This is a genomic window from Stenotrophomonas sp. YJH_SMC_8 (genome assembly GCF_059371315.1).
Map to the genome: position 1 here is coordinate 17,660 of NZ_JCAFUL010000019.1, position 14,366 is coordinate 32,025.

Consider the following 14,366-nt stretch of genomic DNA (forward strand, 5'->3'; position numbering starts at 1 on the left):
CGCCAGTGGGTGCACGCTGTTTTCAGCGCAGCCTGCCATGACAACGGTTACACCTGCGTCAGCGCGTGGCCACTGCGCTATTCTCGATACCGTGGGTGGTCCACCACCTGCGTATCTCCCTTGTCCGGACGCGCTGCATGCCTGATTCGCCCCCACCGCACACCCCGCCTGCCGGCACGGCCCAGCGCCCGTTGCAGCGCTGGCGCAGCGAGGGGCAACAGCCGCTGGTCGATGTGGTGGCCGAAGAAGTGCCGGTCGCGCTGCGTTACAACGGCGCCGCCTTCGCGGTGATGATGGCCACACCCTGCGACCTGGAGGACTTTGCGCTGGGGTTCTCGCTCAGCGAGGGACTGATCGCTAACCCCTCGCAGCTGCTGTCGATCGACATCCGACCGCAACTGGAAGGCATCGAACTGCAGATGGCGGTGACCGACGATGCGCCCGGCGCCGGCCTGGATCCGGCAAATGGGCGCCTGCTGCCCGGCCGCGGCGGCTGTGGCCTGTGTGGTACACGCCAACTGGAAGAGGTGCTGCGGCCACTGCCCGAGGTGCGTGAGCGCCGGACCCATTCACCGGCAGCCCTGCAACGGGCGCTGGCCACGCTGGTGCAGCATCAGCCGATGAATGCGGTGAGTGGCTCGACCCACGCCGCGGCCTGGGCCGATGCCAGCGGCCGCATCGGCTGGGTGCGCGAGGATGTCGGTCGCCACAACGCGCTGGACAAGCTGATCGGCGCCCTGCATCACAACGAACACACGATCGAGGGTGGGCTGCTGGTGATTTCCAGCCGCGCCAGCTACGAAATGGTCAGCAAGGCCGTGCGGGCCGGCGTCAGCGTGCTGGCGGCAGTCTCGGCACCGACCGCGCTGGCGATCGACCTCGCCCGTGGTGCGGGCCTGTGCCTGGTCGGGTTCGCACGGGAAAGCGGATTCAATGTGTATACCCACCCCGAGCGGCTGCAGGCAAACGACAAGTAGCATCGACCGGGTAGAGTCGACTGTTAGTCGACTGCTCTTCAACCAGACAACGAAAACCCCGCGCTGCGCGCGATAGTCGACTGACAGTCGACTCTACCCGGCCAGCTCCATTCAGACCGGCCCGGGCCGAACCGCATCTCAGCACAGCGCCACCTTCGGAAAGTCCACCGGCACGTCGAATGCTACGTTGTAGAGTCGACTGTCAGTCGACTGCTCTTCGTTCAGCCCCCCGAAAACCCCGCGCTGCGCGCGATAGTCGACTGACAGTCGACTCTACCCGGCCGGCTCCATTCAGACCGGCCCGGGCCGAACCGCATCTCAGCGCAACGCCACCTTCGGAAAGTCCACCGGCACGTCGAATGCTACGTTGTAGAGTCGACTGTCAGTCGACTGCTCTTCGTTCAGCCCCCGAAAATCCCGCGCTGCGCGCGACAGTCGACTGACAGTCGACTCTACCCGGCCGGTCCCATTCAGACCGGCCCGGGCGACCGCTGCCGCCCGGGCCGAACCGAATCTCAGCGCAACGCCACCTTCGGGAAGTCCACCGGCACGTCGAATGCTACGTTGACGTAATTGGTGAACAGGTTGAGCGCCACGTGGGCGAGGATCTCGACGATCTGCTCGTCGTCGAAGCCGGCCGTCCGCAGCGCCTGCACATCGCCATCGGTGATCTGCGCACGCTGCTCGACCACCTTCAGCGCGAAGTCCAGGGCAGCGGCGGTAGCCGGATCGCTGGACTGGCCGATCTGCGCGGCGGCCATCTGCTCGCTGCTGGCACCCGCCTTGCGGCCCAGCGCGGTGTGCGCTGCCAGACAGTACTCGCAGGCATTGCGGTTGGCGATGGCCACGGCGATCTGCTCACCCAGCAGCGGTGACAGGCGACCGCCGCCCAGCGCGCCGAACGAACCCCACATGCTCTGCAGGGCAGCTGGCGAGTTGGCCACGGCGCGGAACATGGCCGGGGTGGCGCCGAAGGCAGCGTGGACCTGGCCCAGCAGGGCCTGGCGGTCAGCGGTGGTGTTGGCGGCATCGATCAGGGGGACACGGGACATGGTGGATCTCCTTGGGAAAGCGCCCGGGATTGGACGACCCGCTCATCCTAGGTAGACTCGCAGGACGAATCAGGCGCAATCAGCCGCACATATTGTCCATTCATCCATGATCACGCCCGCCGACACCTCCCCACCCGACCGCCTCTCCTCCCTGCTGGAGCGCTTCCGGGTGCAGGCCGCGCTGTTCCACAGCGGTCCGCTGTGCGGGCGCCATGTCTTCGAGCCGCAGCCCGGTCGTGCCTTCCTGCACATCCTGCGCCAGGGTGAAATGGAGGTTCGTCATCCCGACGGTGATGCCGCACTGCCCCGGTTGAAGATCGACATACCCAGCCTGCTGCTATATCCGCAGCCGCTGCACCATGTGTTCTTCAATGCACCGCTGGATGGTCCGGATTTCACCTGCGCCACGCTGGATTTCGATGGTGGTGCGCGCAATCCGATCGTGCAGTCGCTGCCACCGCTGATGGTGGTGCCGCTGGCCGCGATCGGCGAACTGGACGACACCCTGCACCTGCTGTTCACAGAGGCTGATCGCCAGCGCTGCGGTTCACGCCTGCTGACCAACCGCCTGTTCGAGGTGGCGCTGATCCAGATCCTGCGCTGGGTGGTGGACCACCCGGACGCGGCCGGCGTCAGCCACGGGCTGATGCGTGGGCTGTCCGATGCGCGGCTGGCGCGCACGCTGGTGGCGATGCACCAGGCGCCGCAGGAGGAATGGACGCTGCCACGCATGGCCGCGACTGCCGGGATGTCGCGCAGCGCGTTCGCAGCGGCGTTCAAGGAGGTGATGCAGGCGACGCCGGCCAGTTATCTGCTGGACTGGCGGCTGAGCCTGGCCTGCGCGCAGTTGAGGGCCGGCGTGGCGGTCAAGCAGGTGGCGATCGAAGTGGGGTTTGCCGATACCGCGTCGCTGTCGAAAGCGTTCCGCAAGCGGTTGGGGGCCTCGCCACGGGCATGGTTGGCCGCGAGCGCAGCGCAGGCTGGGTAGCTGGGTGAGGGGTAGAGTCGACTGTCAGTCGACTATCGCGCGAAGCGCGGGGTTTCGTTGTCTGAGCGAAGAGCAGTCGACTAACAGTCGACTCTACCGACAGTCGATTCTACAAGTGCGGCGATCCATCAGACTTCGCCAGCAACCCGGCGATGCGCTCGGCAACAGCGCAGGCTGGGTAGCTGGATGAGGGGTAGAGTCGACTGTCAGTCGACTATCGCGCGAAGCGCGGGGGTTTCATTGTCTGAGCGAAGAACAGTCGACTAACAGTCGACTCTACCGACAGTCGACTCTACAAGTTCAGCGATCCATCAGACTTCGCCAGCAACCCGGCGATGTGCTCGGCAACGGCGCAGGCCGGTTAGATGGATGAGGGGTAGAGTCGACTGTCAGTCGACTATCGCGCGAAGCGCGGGGTTTCGTTGTCTGAGCGAAGAGCAGTCGACTAACAGTCGACTCTACCGACAGTCGACTCTACAAGTGCGGCGATTCATCCGACTTCGCCAGCAACCCGGCGATGCGCTCGGCAACGGCGCAGGCTGGGTAGATGGGTGAAGGGTAGAGTCGACTGTTAGTCGACTATCGCGCGAAGCGCGGGGATTCATTGTCTGAGCGAAGAGCAGTCGACTAACAGTCGACTCTACCGACAGTCGACTCTACAAGTGCAGCGCCACCGCGGTCAGCCCTTCGCCAACAACCCGGCGATGCGCTCGGCAACCTGGGCACGCACGCCTTCGTCCAGCTGGCCTTCGTACATTGCCTCGTAGATCCACAGGCCATCGGCGGCCAGCCGCGCCACGAAATTGTCGAGCGTCGTCGCATCGACATTCCCGGCCTCCGGTGCGGATGGTGCCCAGCGACGTACCGCCGGCCCCCACGGACGCTCATCGGCGTCCGGGTCGGCCGATTCAAGCATGAACATCAGCTCGGCACGCGTGGCACTCTGCGCCGACACGCGCACGAAGGTCTGGTAACGCTCCAACGCAGTGGCCTGCTCGGCGGTCTTGCCCAGCAACGCTTCCATCGACGTCTCCCAGGCATGCACCAGGTGTTCGTCGATACCCCGCAGCAGCGCCTCACGCGAGGGGAAGTGATACAGCAGGCCACCACGTGTCAGCTGGGCCTCGGCCGCCACCGACTCGAAGGTCACCGCTCGCACGCCGTCACGATTGATCACGTTGACGGCGGCGTCGAGGATGCGATCGCGCTTGCTGGTTCTCATCGCTTCATTTTACGCGATCGGCCGCGCCCTCGCGGCTGCCGACGCGGCCGCGCAGCAGGCGCGCGATGATCGCCGCACCCAGCGCCAGCATCGCAGTGATCACCAGCAGCACGATCTGGTAGCCGCGGTCATACGCGGCCGCAGCCAGCACGAACCACTCGCCCTGCCCGCTCTCGCGTGCGGCATGCAGTGCCTGGGTGAAGCCTTCGCGGGCCAGCGCGGGCATATCGGCCGAGACCGGCAGGAATGCGCTGTACATCGCCGCGCTCAGGCTGCCCAGCATCGCCACCGCCAGCAGGCCGCCGAACTCGTAGGACACTTCTTCCACCGACGAGGCCATGCCTGCCCGATGTGCCGGCACATTGTTGAGGATGGCGGTGGACGCCACCGAGATGGCCGAACCCATGCCGAAACCGGTGATCGCCATGCCCGCCACGACCCAGCCAAGCCCGTGCGGGAAGCCGAACGCCACCACGCCGACACCCAGCGCGCCCGCTGCCAGTCCGCCGCAGATCAACGGACGCAGTCCGACCCGATGCAGGATGCTGCCACCCAGCAGCGCACTTGGCAGGCTGCCCAGCGCTGCCACCGATACCAGCAGCCCCGCCTGCAGCGGCGTAAAGCCCGCCACCAGCTGGAAGCGCTGGGTGGTGACCAGCTGCAGGCCGGCCATCGCGAACAGGGTGAACACCGCCGACAACGTGCCGGCCAGGAACGCCGGGTTGCGGAAGATCGCGAAGTCCAGCAGCGGGTACGGCAGCTGTTGCTGGCGGCGAGCGAACGCCGCGCCGGTCACCACGGCCAACAGCAGCGCAGCAGCGCCCAGTCCATACGACGGCGGCGTGGCGATCAGCGACTTGATCGCCAGCACCAGACCGGAAAGTGCAGCCAGAGCCAGCAGCGACGAAACCAGATCCCAGGGCCGCGAGGTATCACGCTGGCCTTCCGGCGCCAGCAGCAGCGTAGCCACGAACGCGACCACGACCACCGGCACGTTGACTAGGAACACCGAGCCCCACCAGAAGTGCTGCAGCAACCAGCCGCCGATGATCGGGCCAAGCGCCGCACCGACGATGGCCACCGAGCCCCAGATCGCAATGGCGATATTGCGCTCGCGCTCTTCATGGAAGCTCAGGCCGATCAGCGCCAGCGTGGCCGGCATCATCGCTGCCGCACCGACAGCGAGGAACGCGCGCGCGGCAATCAACTGCGCTGCAGTTCCAGCGAAGGCCGCCGCCAGCGAGGCAATGCCGAACACCACAAGGCCGATCAGGAACATGCGGCGGTGGCCGATGCGGTCGCCCAGCGTGCCGGCACCCAGCAGCAGGCCGGCCATCACCAGCGGATAGGCATTGATGATCCACAGCGCCTGCCCGGCACTGGCCGAGAGTTCCTCGGTCAGCGTGGGCAGTGCGGTGTAGAGCACGGAGTTGTCCAGCGTGACCAGCAACAGGCCGGCAGCGACGGTGAACAACAGTGCCCAGCGACGGGCACGCGACAGGGCCGGAGCACCGGCCAAGGGCTGGGACAGAGCCATGGGACAACCTGATGGGGTGAAGTACGGCCATAACTATACAGGATATCCTGTATAGTTATGGCCTTGGGAGCCAGCCGATTCAGCTTTTGTAGAGGCTGGCTTGCTCGGTTGAACCTCCAGCCAGGCATGGCCTGGCTCTACTGAAACGGGCCTGCGGTGGCCGGGCTCTACTGGTGAACGTCTACCGGCAGTCTTCCGGCAACGCGGCGATCGCCGATACCACGGCCCCCTGCATGCCCTGCCCCACGGCCATGTCCAGCTCCCCACCAGTCCCCCCATGCTGGCGCCGCAGTTCGTCTTCGCATACCCCGCGCACCCGCGAACGTGCATTTGCCCGCAGGCTGCTGCAACGCCAGTCGGAACCACCCAGCGGCAGCACCGAGTACACCACGCTGTTGCAGGCGTTGCCGGCGCGCTGCCGCAACGACAGTCCACCGAAATCGCGTGGCTCGCTGCTGCGCTGCGGGTCGAAATAGCTGTCGGGGAAGGTACGCGCGTACTGCTCGATGTCCACCGCCATGCTGCGTCCACCGCCCAACGGCATCTGCAGCGGCTGGCCGCACTGCGTGGCATCGGCGCGATGCTGGATGTACTGGTAGATCGGCCGGTCCAGCGATGGATCCTGGTGGGTCACCGCGCTGACCGCCGCCAGCACCGGCAGTGATGCACGATTGGCCATGCGCGCCAGCAATCCCGCCTGCGCCGGCTGGCAGCGATCACGCAGGGTTGCCGCGAGCAGGAACAGCACGTCGTTGCGGAACGCATGGTCGTCGCCCAGGTACTGTTCGATGCGCTGGCTGGCATCCGGCGTTGGTGCCGGAAACGCCACCGCCGGCGGCGCGGTGGGTGCAGACTGCCGTTGCCACCACACCAGCAGCGCGACCGCCGCCAGCAGCCCCCCGGCAGCAATGGTCCAGCGCCTGCGCATCAGTTGTGGATCGCCGTGAGCGTGGCCGCCGCCGCATCGTAGGACGCGCTGGCGATATCCGCATCGAAACGCTTCACCTGCAGACGCCCGGCAAGCCGGTATGGATCCCAGAGGTTGCCCAGCGCGATCGGCGTGGCCAGGGTCACGTGGATGATCTGGTTCGGCGGTGGTGGCGGCACGTGGATGCACGCCCCATAGAAAGGCACGAACAGCAGTTCATCGACCAGGCCGGCATCGTTGGTGCCGAGCGGTACCACGTAGCCGTCCAGGTCCACGGCGCGGCCGTCTACGGCATCGACCACACGCGAGGAGCCGAACTGCTTGGCGCGATCAGGGCTGGAATGGTCGATCTCCTGCCCCGGTGGCGTGCCGGAGCCAGTGTCGTCGATCAGGCCGCCCACGCCGTCCATGCCATTGCGTGACAGGCCGATCTGCGGCGGCGGGCGCTGGTAGGTGATTTCGTCGGGCCGCATTGCATCCCAGCGGTCGACGGGCGCTTCGGCCATGGCCGGGGATGCCGGTGTGTCCTGCGGCGCGACCGCAACGGTGTCGCTGCCCGGCGACGTGCAGCCCGCCAACCACAGGCATCCCAGCATGAGCAGCAGGTGGCTACGGTTCATAGGGCCTCAGCTGTGCGTCACGCATGGTGTAGGCCGAACCGGCCAGATCGTCTTCCAGCCGTTCGGCGCGCAGGGTGCCGGCCAGGAAGAACGGCGAGTACATGTCCGGCATCTCGATCGGGCGTGGCAGCACCACGTGCACGATCTGGTTCGGTGGCGGTGGTGGCACGTGGATGCAGGCGCCGTAGTACGGCACGAACAGGAATTCAGTCAGTCGTCCGTCCTGCGCGTTGGCCAGGGGTACCACGTAGCCTGGCAGGCGCACCGGACGCTGCAGTACCGAATCCACCGTGCGGAAGGTGCCGAACTGCGGCATGCGCCGGTTGCCGTTGTGCTCCACTTCGGGGCCCTCACCCCGCTCCAGCGCGGCCAGCTCGTCCCTCGGCATCATCTGCAGCCAATCCAGTTCCTGTTCTGCAGCGTCTGCAGGATCACCGCGGTCGACCACCGGCGAGGGCGGCAAGGCCTGCACGCCGGTATCCACCGGCCGCTCACAGGCGGCCAGTGCCAGCACCATCGGCAACCACAGCATCCAACGCATGCTCAGCCTCCCGGTGAAAGGCCATCGGCCAAGGTGCGCCGGTAGGCCAGCCATGCCGGCACGAGCCCGGCCAGGGCGCTGATCAGCAGCACGCCCGCAACCCATGCCAGTTCGCGGCCATCCGGCCAGACATGGGTGATCGACAGGCCGAAGGTGGCCAGCACCCAGCCGCGACCGGCAATGCTGGCGGCCACCAGCAGTGACAGGGCCAGCAGGCCGGCCACGGCACTGGTCGCCACCGCCTCGACCACCAGCAGGCCGGCGATGTAACCCGGCCGCGCACCGGTGGCACGCAGGATCGCCATCTCGCGCCGCCGCTCCTGCAGGGTCGAGACCAGCAGCGCCACCAGCGAGACCATGCCCAGCAGCACCACCATTGCACTGATCAGCTGCAACGCCCGCTCGGCAGTGCCCAGCGACTGCCACAGCTGCTGCAGCGTCACACCGGGCAGGATCGCCAGCATCGCCTCGTCCGGGTATTCGTTGATCCTGCGCTGCACCGAGAACGTGGCGATGCGCGAGTTCAGGCCCAGCATGAAGGCGGTGATGCTGGTCGGGGTCAGGTCCAGGTGGCGCGCCTGCTCGGCACTGACGCTCTGGCTGCGCAGCTGCACGCCCGACCGCCAGTCGACATGGATCGCCTCGATGGCCGGTAATGAAACCAGCACCGATGAATCGACCGGCGTACCGGTGCGCTGCAGGATGCCGGCAACGCGGAACGGCTTGTCGGCATGCGTAGCCACGGTGACCGTGCCAGTGCCATGGGCCAGTACGATCTCATCGCCGAGACCGACCTTCTGCGCGCGTGCCACCTCCGCGCCGATCACTGTGTCGTAGAGATCATCGAACGGACGCCCCTGCGCGAACGCGAGCGCGTGGCCGGCCCCATAGCGATAGTGGTCGAAATAGCCACCGCTGGTGCCGACCACCCGGTAGCCACGCCAGGAATCGCCCAGCGACAACGGCACCGCCCACTTCACCTGCGGCAGCGCGGACAGCTCCTGATAGGACTGCCAGGACACGTTGTTGGTCGGGTCGCCGATATGGAACACCGAGTACAGCAGCAGGTTCACCGGCCCCGAACGCGCACCGACGATCAGGTCGGTGCCCGATACGGTGCTGGCGAAACCCTCGTGCGCCTGCGTGCGCACACGTTCTACGCCCAGCAGCAACACCACGCTGAGGGTGATGACCAGCACGGTCAGGCTCACGCTCAACGCACGGCTGCGCAGGCTGGCCCAGGCAAGCTCAAGCATGGCCGGCACCTGCCAGGTTGATCTCGGACAGTGCAATCGTGCGGTCGAACAAGGGTTGCAGGCTGTCGTCATGACTGACCACCAGCACCGTAGTACCGACCGCCTGGCATTGCGCGGACATCAGCTGCAGGAAGGCGGTGGCCGCATCGCGGTCCAGTGCCGAAGTTGGTTCGTCGGCCAGCAGCAACGCCGGCCGGCCGATCAGGGCGCGTGCCGCCGCCACGCGTTGTTGCTGGCCGACACTGAGCGTGCCCGCGCGCCGATGCATCAACGCCGGGTCCAGCTGCAGGGCTGACAACAGGCGTGCGATCTCTGCATCCAGCGGCCCACTGATGCGCGCGCTGCGCAGGCGAGAGAAGCGCAGGCCCAATGCGATGTTGTCGCGCACAGTAAGGAACGGCAGCAGATTGAACTGCTGGAAGATCACGCCCAACTGGTCGGCACGGAAACGATCCCGCGCCGCACCTCCCATGTCCTGCAGTGACTGGCCTGCCACCTCGACACGGCCCTTGCCGGGTAGCAGCACACCGGCCAGCAGGCCCAGCAAGGTACTTTTGCCGCCGCCGCTGATTCCGCGCAGCAGCACGCTGCTGCCCTGCTCGATCCACAACCGCGGGATGTCCAGCACCAGGCGCATGCCGTAGCCGAACTGCACGTCTTCCAGAGCGATCACCGGTGCGGTGCTCACGGGGCCAGCACCACGCGAAGGTTGTCGGGGGTCAGTACATTGCGATTCTGGCCGTTGGCTGTCGCACTGTTGACGATGACTTCGTGCAGGCCCGGGAACAGCACGGGCAGCCGCATGACGATGGCGCGCAACGCGGCCGGATTCGCGCAGCGGTACTGCAGAGTGGCAGTGAAGCCCGCGTGCCGGTGCTGTCCTGCCGATGGCGCGGCGGCAGTCGCATCGAAGCCCTCGGCATCGGCTTTGCTGCTGGTCAGGCGGCAGTCTGCAGCGGTGGGCAGGGTAACCCAGCTGCCGCCCTTCAGCAGCGTCGTAGCGCGATCCAGCGCGGCCTGCTCGGCGGTATTGGCCGGCGGTCGCTCGTAATCGAGGATGCCGATGCCGGGGGCCTGAAGGGCGAATTCCAGCGTTTGCTGGTCAAGCGCAACATCAACGGTGGCCTGGCCGTGCACGTGCGGTGCGTGCTGACGGATGTCGTGGGCCTGCGCGGCGCCGGCGGCCAGCAGCAGGAAAAGAGCAGCAGGAAGCTTCATGGGGGAGACTCCAATTGTTACTATGTAACATTATGGACCACATCCCCACGACGCCTGCAAGGGCCCCGGCCCAGCCGCCAACTTCGGCACGCTGGCACCCCCGCATCGATCTCGCCGGCGCCTGGCTGTCGCTGGCCTGCGCCGCGCACTGCATCGCCCTACCCCTGCTGCTGGCGTTCATGCCAGCGGCAATGATGGCGCTGCGCTCGTTCCAGCACCCCGGCCATGGCGTGATGACGCTGCTGCTGTTGATGTCGCGCTGGGAGTGGTTGTTCGCGCTGCTCGCTTCGACGCTGGCAATGACCAGTACGAGCGCCGGGCTGCACCGGCATGGCCGTTGGTGGCCATTGCGGCTGGCCTGCATCGGTGCTGCCCTTCTGTTGTCGGCCTCGCTGTACCTGCCGCTGAAGGAATCACTGCTCTGGCATGGCGTGGCCACCGCATCCGGTGGCGTCCTGCTGGCGACGGCGCACATTGGCAATCGACGGGCGTTGCGCACCCGGTAGTGCCGGGCCATGCCCGGCGGGTATTTCACCAACCACGCATGGCGTGGATCTACCGCTACCTTCCAGTAGCGCCGGGCCATGCCCGGCGGGCATTTCGCCATCCACGCATGGCGTGGATCTACCGCTACCTTCCAGTAGCGCCGGGCCATGCCCGGCGGGCATTTCACCAACCACGCATGGCGTGGATCTACCGCTACCTTCCAGTAGCGCCGGGCCATGCCCGGCGGGCATTTCACCATCCACGCATGGTGTGGATCTACTGCTACCTTCCAGTAGTGCCGGGCCATGCCCGGCGGGCATTTCACCATCCACGCATGGCGTGGATCTACCGTCGGCATTTCAGAAGCGGTACCCCACTTCCACGCCAAAGATCCGCGGGCTGTCCACCGGGCCGTAGTAATTGCCGTCGCGGCCAAACGCCAGGTTGTCGAAGATCAAGCCGTTGATGCGGCGCTTGTTGGTGAGGTTCTGGACGAACACCCGCGCAGTCCACGGCCCGGTCTCATAACCCACCTGCGCACCGAATACGGCAACGGCCGGCTGGAACGCGCGGTTGCGCTCATCCAATGCGCTGGAGCCGGTGAACTGGGACTCCAACCGCGCATACAGGCCGGACTCGAACTGGTAGCGCGCGGCCAGGTAGCCGGTGTAGTGCGGCGTCAGCTTGACCCGCTTTCCATCCAGGTTCTGGTCAACGCTGACCCACAGCCTGGTGTACTTCGCATCGACATAGCCCACATTCGCCATCAGCGTGAAACCCGGCAGCACTTCAAACACGCCCTCCAGCTCGGCACCGCGCGAACGGATCGAGGCATCCGAGCCCACGTAGTCCGAAGAGATCGGACGGCCGTTGGCATCGGTGGCCACCTGGATCTCCTGCCAGTTGTCCGAGGTGATGTGGAACAGCGCGCCACCGATGTGCCCGCGCCCACCGGCGAGGTTCATCTTGAAGCCCAGCTCATGGCTCCACATGCGCTCGGCCTCATAGCGCAGCACCTTGTCGTTCACCACATCGCTCTGCGCCGCAGCCAGATTGAAGCCGCCCGGAATGTAGCCCTTGGCCGACGCGGCATAGAACGACAGGTCGTCAGTGGCGTCGTAGCGCAGCGACACCCGCGGCAGCGTGGCCGAGAACGTATGCGCCAGCGCGGCATCGCGGTACAGCACGCGCCCACCGGCCCCCAGGTCCAGCGCACCGGCACGCTGCTCGGTGGAACGCCGCGCCTCCTCATGCCGCAGGCCGGCGCTGGCGGTCAGCTTCGGCAGCGCGGGGAAGGTGTAGCTGGCTGTGGCGAACACGCTGTAGTCCTCGCCCCTGGAGGTCTGCCGCGGTGCAAGGTTGTAGCTGTCCAGCCCACGCAGCGCCGGGCCGACAAAGGTACCGAGGATCGAATCCTTGCTGTTGTGATAGGTCGACACACCTGCCATCCAGGTCAACGGCTGGTCGCTGGGCGAACTGAAGCGCGCCTCGGCCGTCCATTCCTTCTTCCTGTCGTAGATGCGGCCCGCCAGTGCTGGGCTGTTGGTCATGTCGAAGTCATAGCCGGCCGAGGTCACCTCCTCGTCCCGCCAGGAAGCAGCCACGTCCAGCGTGCCGGCCTGCAGCTGCCATTGCGCGCTGAGGCCCACCACCGTTTCGTCCTTCTCGGTGCGCTTGGGCGCGTCATTGATGTAAGTGAAATCACCTGCGTGGCGGCCGCCATTGAGCGATGCCCCGTAGGTGCGGTTGTAGAGGCCGGTATCCAGCGGCAGGTATTCATACTCGAACATGCCCGGCGCGCGCGTGCGCAGGTGGTAGGCCAGCGCATTCACCGAAACGTAGTCACTCGGCCGCCAGCGCAGCTTGCCCTGCAGGTAGCCTTCGCCCACCTTGCCCCGCGCCCCGGACGGCGTGAGGTTCTTCAGGTACGCATCCTCGTCCGCACCCATGAAAGCCACCGAGCCGGACAGCCGGCCATCACCGCTCAACGGGCCGGCGACGAAGCCGTCCAGCGCGGTGCCATTGCCGTTGCCGAACCAAGTGCTGCGCACGTTGATCTCGCCTTCGCGTGCATCGGCGGGGCCACGCGTGCGCACCAGCACCAGGCCCGATTCACTGTTGGCACCGTACAGCGTGCCCTGCGGCCCGCGCAGCACCTCCACCGACTCGACCTGGTTGAGCACGGCATTGCTGAGCTCACGGAACGGGATGCCGTCGATATAGACCGAGGCGCGGTTGACCAGGAACGGATTGGACTCGATGCCACGGATCGAGATGAACATGTTGCTGAGCTGGCCCATCGCGTTGAACTTCACGTTCGGGGCGAGCTTGTCGAGATCACGGAACTCGGTGACTCCGGCCTCCTTGAGGGCCTGCCGATCGAGCACCGTCACCGACAGATCGCTCTTCAGGTAAGGAGTGTCGCGTTTGGAGCCGGTGACACGGACACCATCCAGCGTGGCTGGCGTGGCCTGCTGGGCGCGTACCGGAAGCGCGGAAATGAGAAGGGATGCTGCGACCAGGGCGGCAGCGGGCGTGGACGACTTCAAGGGAGAACCTCGGCGGATGGAGTTGCGGGCGCGCGGGCGACGGCGGCGCGGAACAAGAGTGTTATCCTGTAACATTCACGCCGAGCCGCCACTCCATTCCGGGCGGCGCTGCTCCATTTCCGGATCCGTGATGCCAGCGCTCGCCGACCAGCTGATACAGGAAGCAGGCCCGATGCCCCCCATGGCGATTGCCAGTGACGACGGCGGGATCGTGCTGCTGCGTCATCGCTTCGACGCCAGCGAAGGCGCCATGGGACATCCGCACCAGCTCCGGCTGGGCCTGGCCGTGGCCGGCGGTGGGCGATTGCAGCAAAGGGCCCAAAGCGGCCTGCTCCACGCGCAATGGCGACCCGGTCAATTCAACGTGGTCCTCCCTGGCGACACCGGCACCTACGCCAGCCCCGAGGTCGACCTGCTCGGCATCGCCATTGACACCCACGTCTACCCGCACGACCTGCAGCCACTGCGCAACCTGGAAGCGCTGGCTGCACGGCTGCACCACGACCCGGTAGTCACTGCGGTGCTGCAGGCGTTGTGGTGCAGCGCGCAGGCCGATGCCTGCCTGCCCGGCTTCCTCGAGCACGGTGCCCAGGTGCTGATGCACCGCCTGGAACAGCTTGCCGGGAACCGGCACCAGGCGAGCCAGGCACGTTGTGTATTGTCCGCGCGGCGACTGCAGCAGCTGGAGGACTATATCGACGCGCAGCTCGGCCAGCCGCTGGCGGTTGCGCATCTGGCTGCCGCCTTGCAGATGGAGCCTTCGACATTCAGCCGTGCGTTGCGTGCGGCAACGGGGCTTCCGCCGTATGCGTTCCTGACCCGGCGCCGCATGCAGTGGGCACGTGCGCAGCTCGCGCAGGGACGCAACGTCACCGAGGTCGCGCTGGCCTGCGGCTACGCCAATCCCAGCAAGTTCAGCGCTGCCTTCCGGCGCGTATCCGGCTGCTCACCGTCGGCGTGGATCACGCAGACCCACAGCCCACGATAGCGCC

Annotated in this window: 14 protein-coding genes; 4 read left to right on the forward strand and 10 right to left on the reverse strand. The window is 66.5% G+C overall.

Annotation, left to right across the window (positions count from 1 at the left end; translation table 11 throughout):
* Window positions 1–137 precede the first annotated feature (137 nt).
* A complete protein-coding gene (fdhD, locus tag AC5P88_RS18110; protein ID WP_495225675.1) occupies window positions 138–977 on the forward strand; it encodes a formate dehydrogenase accessory sulfurtransferase FdhD in 840 nt (279 codons plus the stop codon).
* A 515-nt stretch (window positions 978–1,492) separates the two neighbouring features.
* Here fdhD and AC5P88_RS18115 read toward each other — a convergent pair.
* Window positions 1,493–2,029 (reverse strand): carboxymuconolactone decarboxylase family protein, encoded by a 537-nt coding sequence (locus tag AC5P88_RS18115; protein WP_495225676.1) that lies wholly within the window; start codon window positions 2,027–2,029, stop codon window positions 1,493–1,495.
* 106 nt (window positions 2,030–2,135) lie between these two features.
* Between AC5P88_RS18115 and AC5P88_RS18120 the strand changes: the two genes are divergently transcribed.
* On the forward strand, window positions 2,136–3,017 hold the full coding sequence (locus AC5P88_RS18120) for an AraC family transcriptional regulator (RefSeq protein ID WP_495225677.1): 882 nt from the start codon (window positions 2,136–2,138) through the stop codon (window positions 3,015–3,017).
* Between the two features lie 679 nt (window positions 3,018–3,696).
* Here AC5P88_RS18120 and AC5P88_RS18125 read toward each other — a convergent pair.
* The 8 genes from AC5P88_RS18125 to AC5P88_RS18160 form a co-directional block, all read right to left on the reverse strand.
* Window positions 3,697–4,239 (reverse strand): TetR/AcrR family transcriptional regulator, encoded by a 543-nt coding sequence (locus tag AC5P88_RS18125; RefSeq protein ID WP_495225678.1) that lies wholly within the window; start codon window positions 4,237–4,239, stop codon window positions 3,697–3,699.
* 4 nt (window positions 4,240–4,243) lie between these two features.
* Window positions 4,244–5,776, reverse strand: coding sequence for an MFS transporter (locus AC5P88_RS18130; protein WP_106548592.1), 1,533 nt, complete (start codon window positions 5,774–5,776; stop codon window positions 4,244–4,246).
* Between the two features lie 181 nt (window positions 5,777–5,957).
* Complete coding sequence (locus AC5P88_RS18135; protein WP_495225679.1) at window positions 5,958–6,704, reverse strand: hypothetical protein; 747 nt, start codon at window positions 6,702–6,704, stop codon at window positions 5,958–5,960.
* On the reverse strand, window positions 6,704–7,324 hold the full coding sequence (locus AC5P88_RS18140) for a DUF3299 domain-containing protein (protein ID WP_495225680.1): 621 nt from the start codon (window positions 7,322–7,324) through the stop codon (window positions 6,704–6,706). Before AC5P88_RS18140 ends, AC5P88_RS18135 begins: the two co-directional genes overlap by 1 nt.
* On the reverse strand, window positions 7,314–7,865 hold the full coding sequence (locus AC5P88_RS18145; protein ID WP_106548595.1) for a DUF3299 domain-containing protein: 552 nt from the start codon (window positions 7,863–7,865) through the stop codon (window positions 7,314–7,316). Before AC5P88_RS18145 ends, AC5P88_RS18140 begins: the two co-directional genes overlap by 11 nt.
* A 2-nt stretch (window positions 7,866–7,867) precedes the next feature.
* Window positions 7,868–9,121, reverse strand: a complete 1,254-nt coding sequence (locus tag AC5P88_RS18150) for an ABC transporter permease (RefSeq protein ID WP_495225681.1) — start codon at window positions 9,119–9,121, stop codon at window positions 7,868–7,870.
* Window positions 9,114–9,809 carry an ATP-binding cassette domain-containing protein gene (locus AC5P88_RS18155; protein ID WP_495225682.1) on the reverse strand — a complete coding sequence of 232 codons (696 nt, stop codon included), beginning with the start codon at window positions 9,807–9,809 and terminating at the stop codon, window positions 9,114–9,116. Before AC5P88_RS18155 ends, AC5P88_RS18150 begins: the two co-directional genes overlap by 8 nt.
* Entirely contained in the window at window positions 9,806–10,339 is a 534-nt protein-coding gene (locus tag AC5P88_RS18160) for a ZrgA family zinc uptake protein (RefSeq protein ID WP_495225683.1), read from the reverse strand. The genes AC5P88_RS18155 and AC5P88_RS18160 overlap by 4 nt, the downstream gene beginning before the upstream one ends.
* Window positions 10,340–10,371: 32 nt before the next feature.
* On the opposite strand from AC5P88_RS18160, the gene AC5P88_RS18165 reads away from it, so the two are divergent.
* Window positions 10,372–10,845 (forward strand): MerC domain-containing protein, encoded by a 474-nt coding sequence (locus AC5P88_RS18165; protein WP_495225684.1) that lies wholly within the window; start codon window positions 10,372–10,374, stop codon window positions 10,843–10,845.
* Between the two features lie 339 nt (window positions 10,846–11,184).
* Here the strand turns inward: AC5P88_RS18165 and AC5P88_RS18170 are convergent, their stop codons facing one another.
* On the reverse strand, window positions 11,185–13,374 hold the full coding sequence (locus AC5P88_RS18170; RefSeq protein WP_495225685.1) for a TonB-dependent receptor: 2,190 nt from the start codon (window positions 13,372–13,374) through the stop codon (window positions 11,185–11,187).
* Here AC5P88_RS18170 and AC5P88_RS18175 point away from each other — a divergent pair.
* Window positions 13,361–14,362, forward strand: coding sequence for a helix-turn-helix domain-containing protein (locus tag AC5P88_RS18175; protein ID WP_495225686.1), 1,002 nt, complete (start codon window positions 13,361–13,363; stop codon window positions 14,360–14,362). The genes AC5P88_RS18170 and AC5P88_RS18175 overlap by 14 nt on opposite strands.
* Window positions 14,363–14,366: the final 4 nt, after the last annotated feature.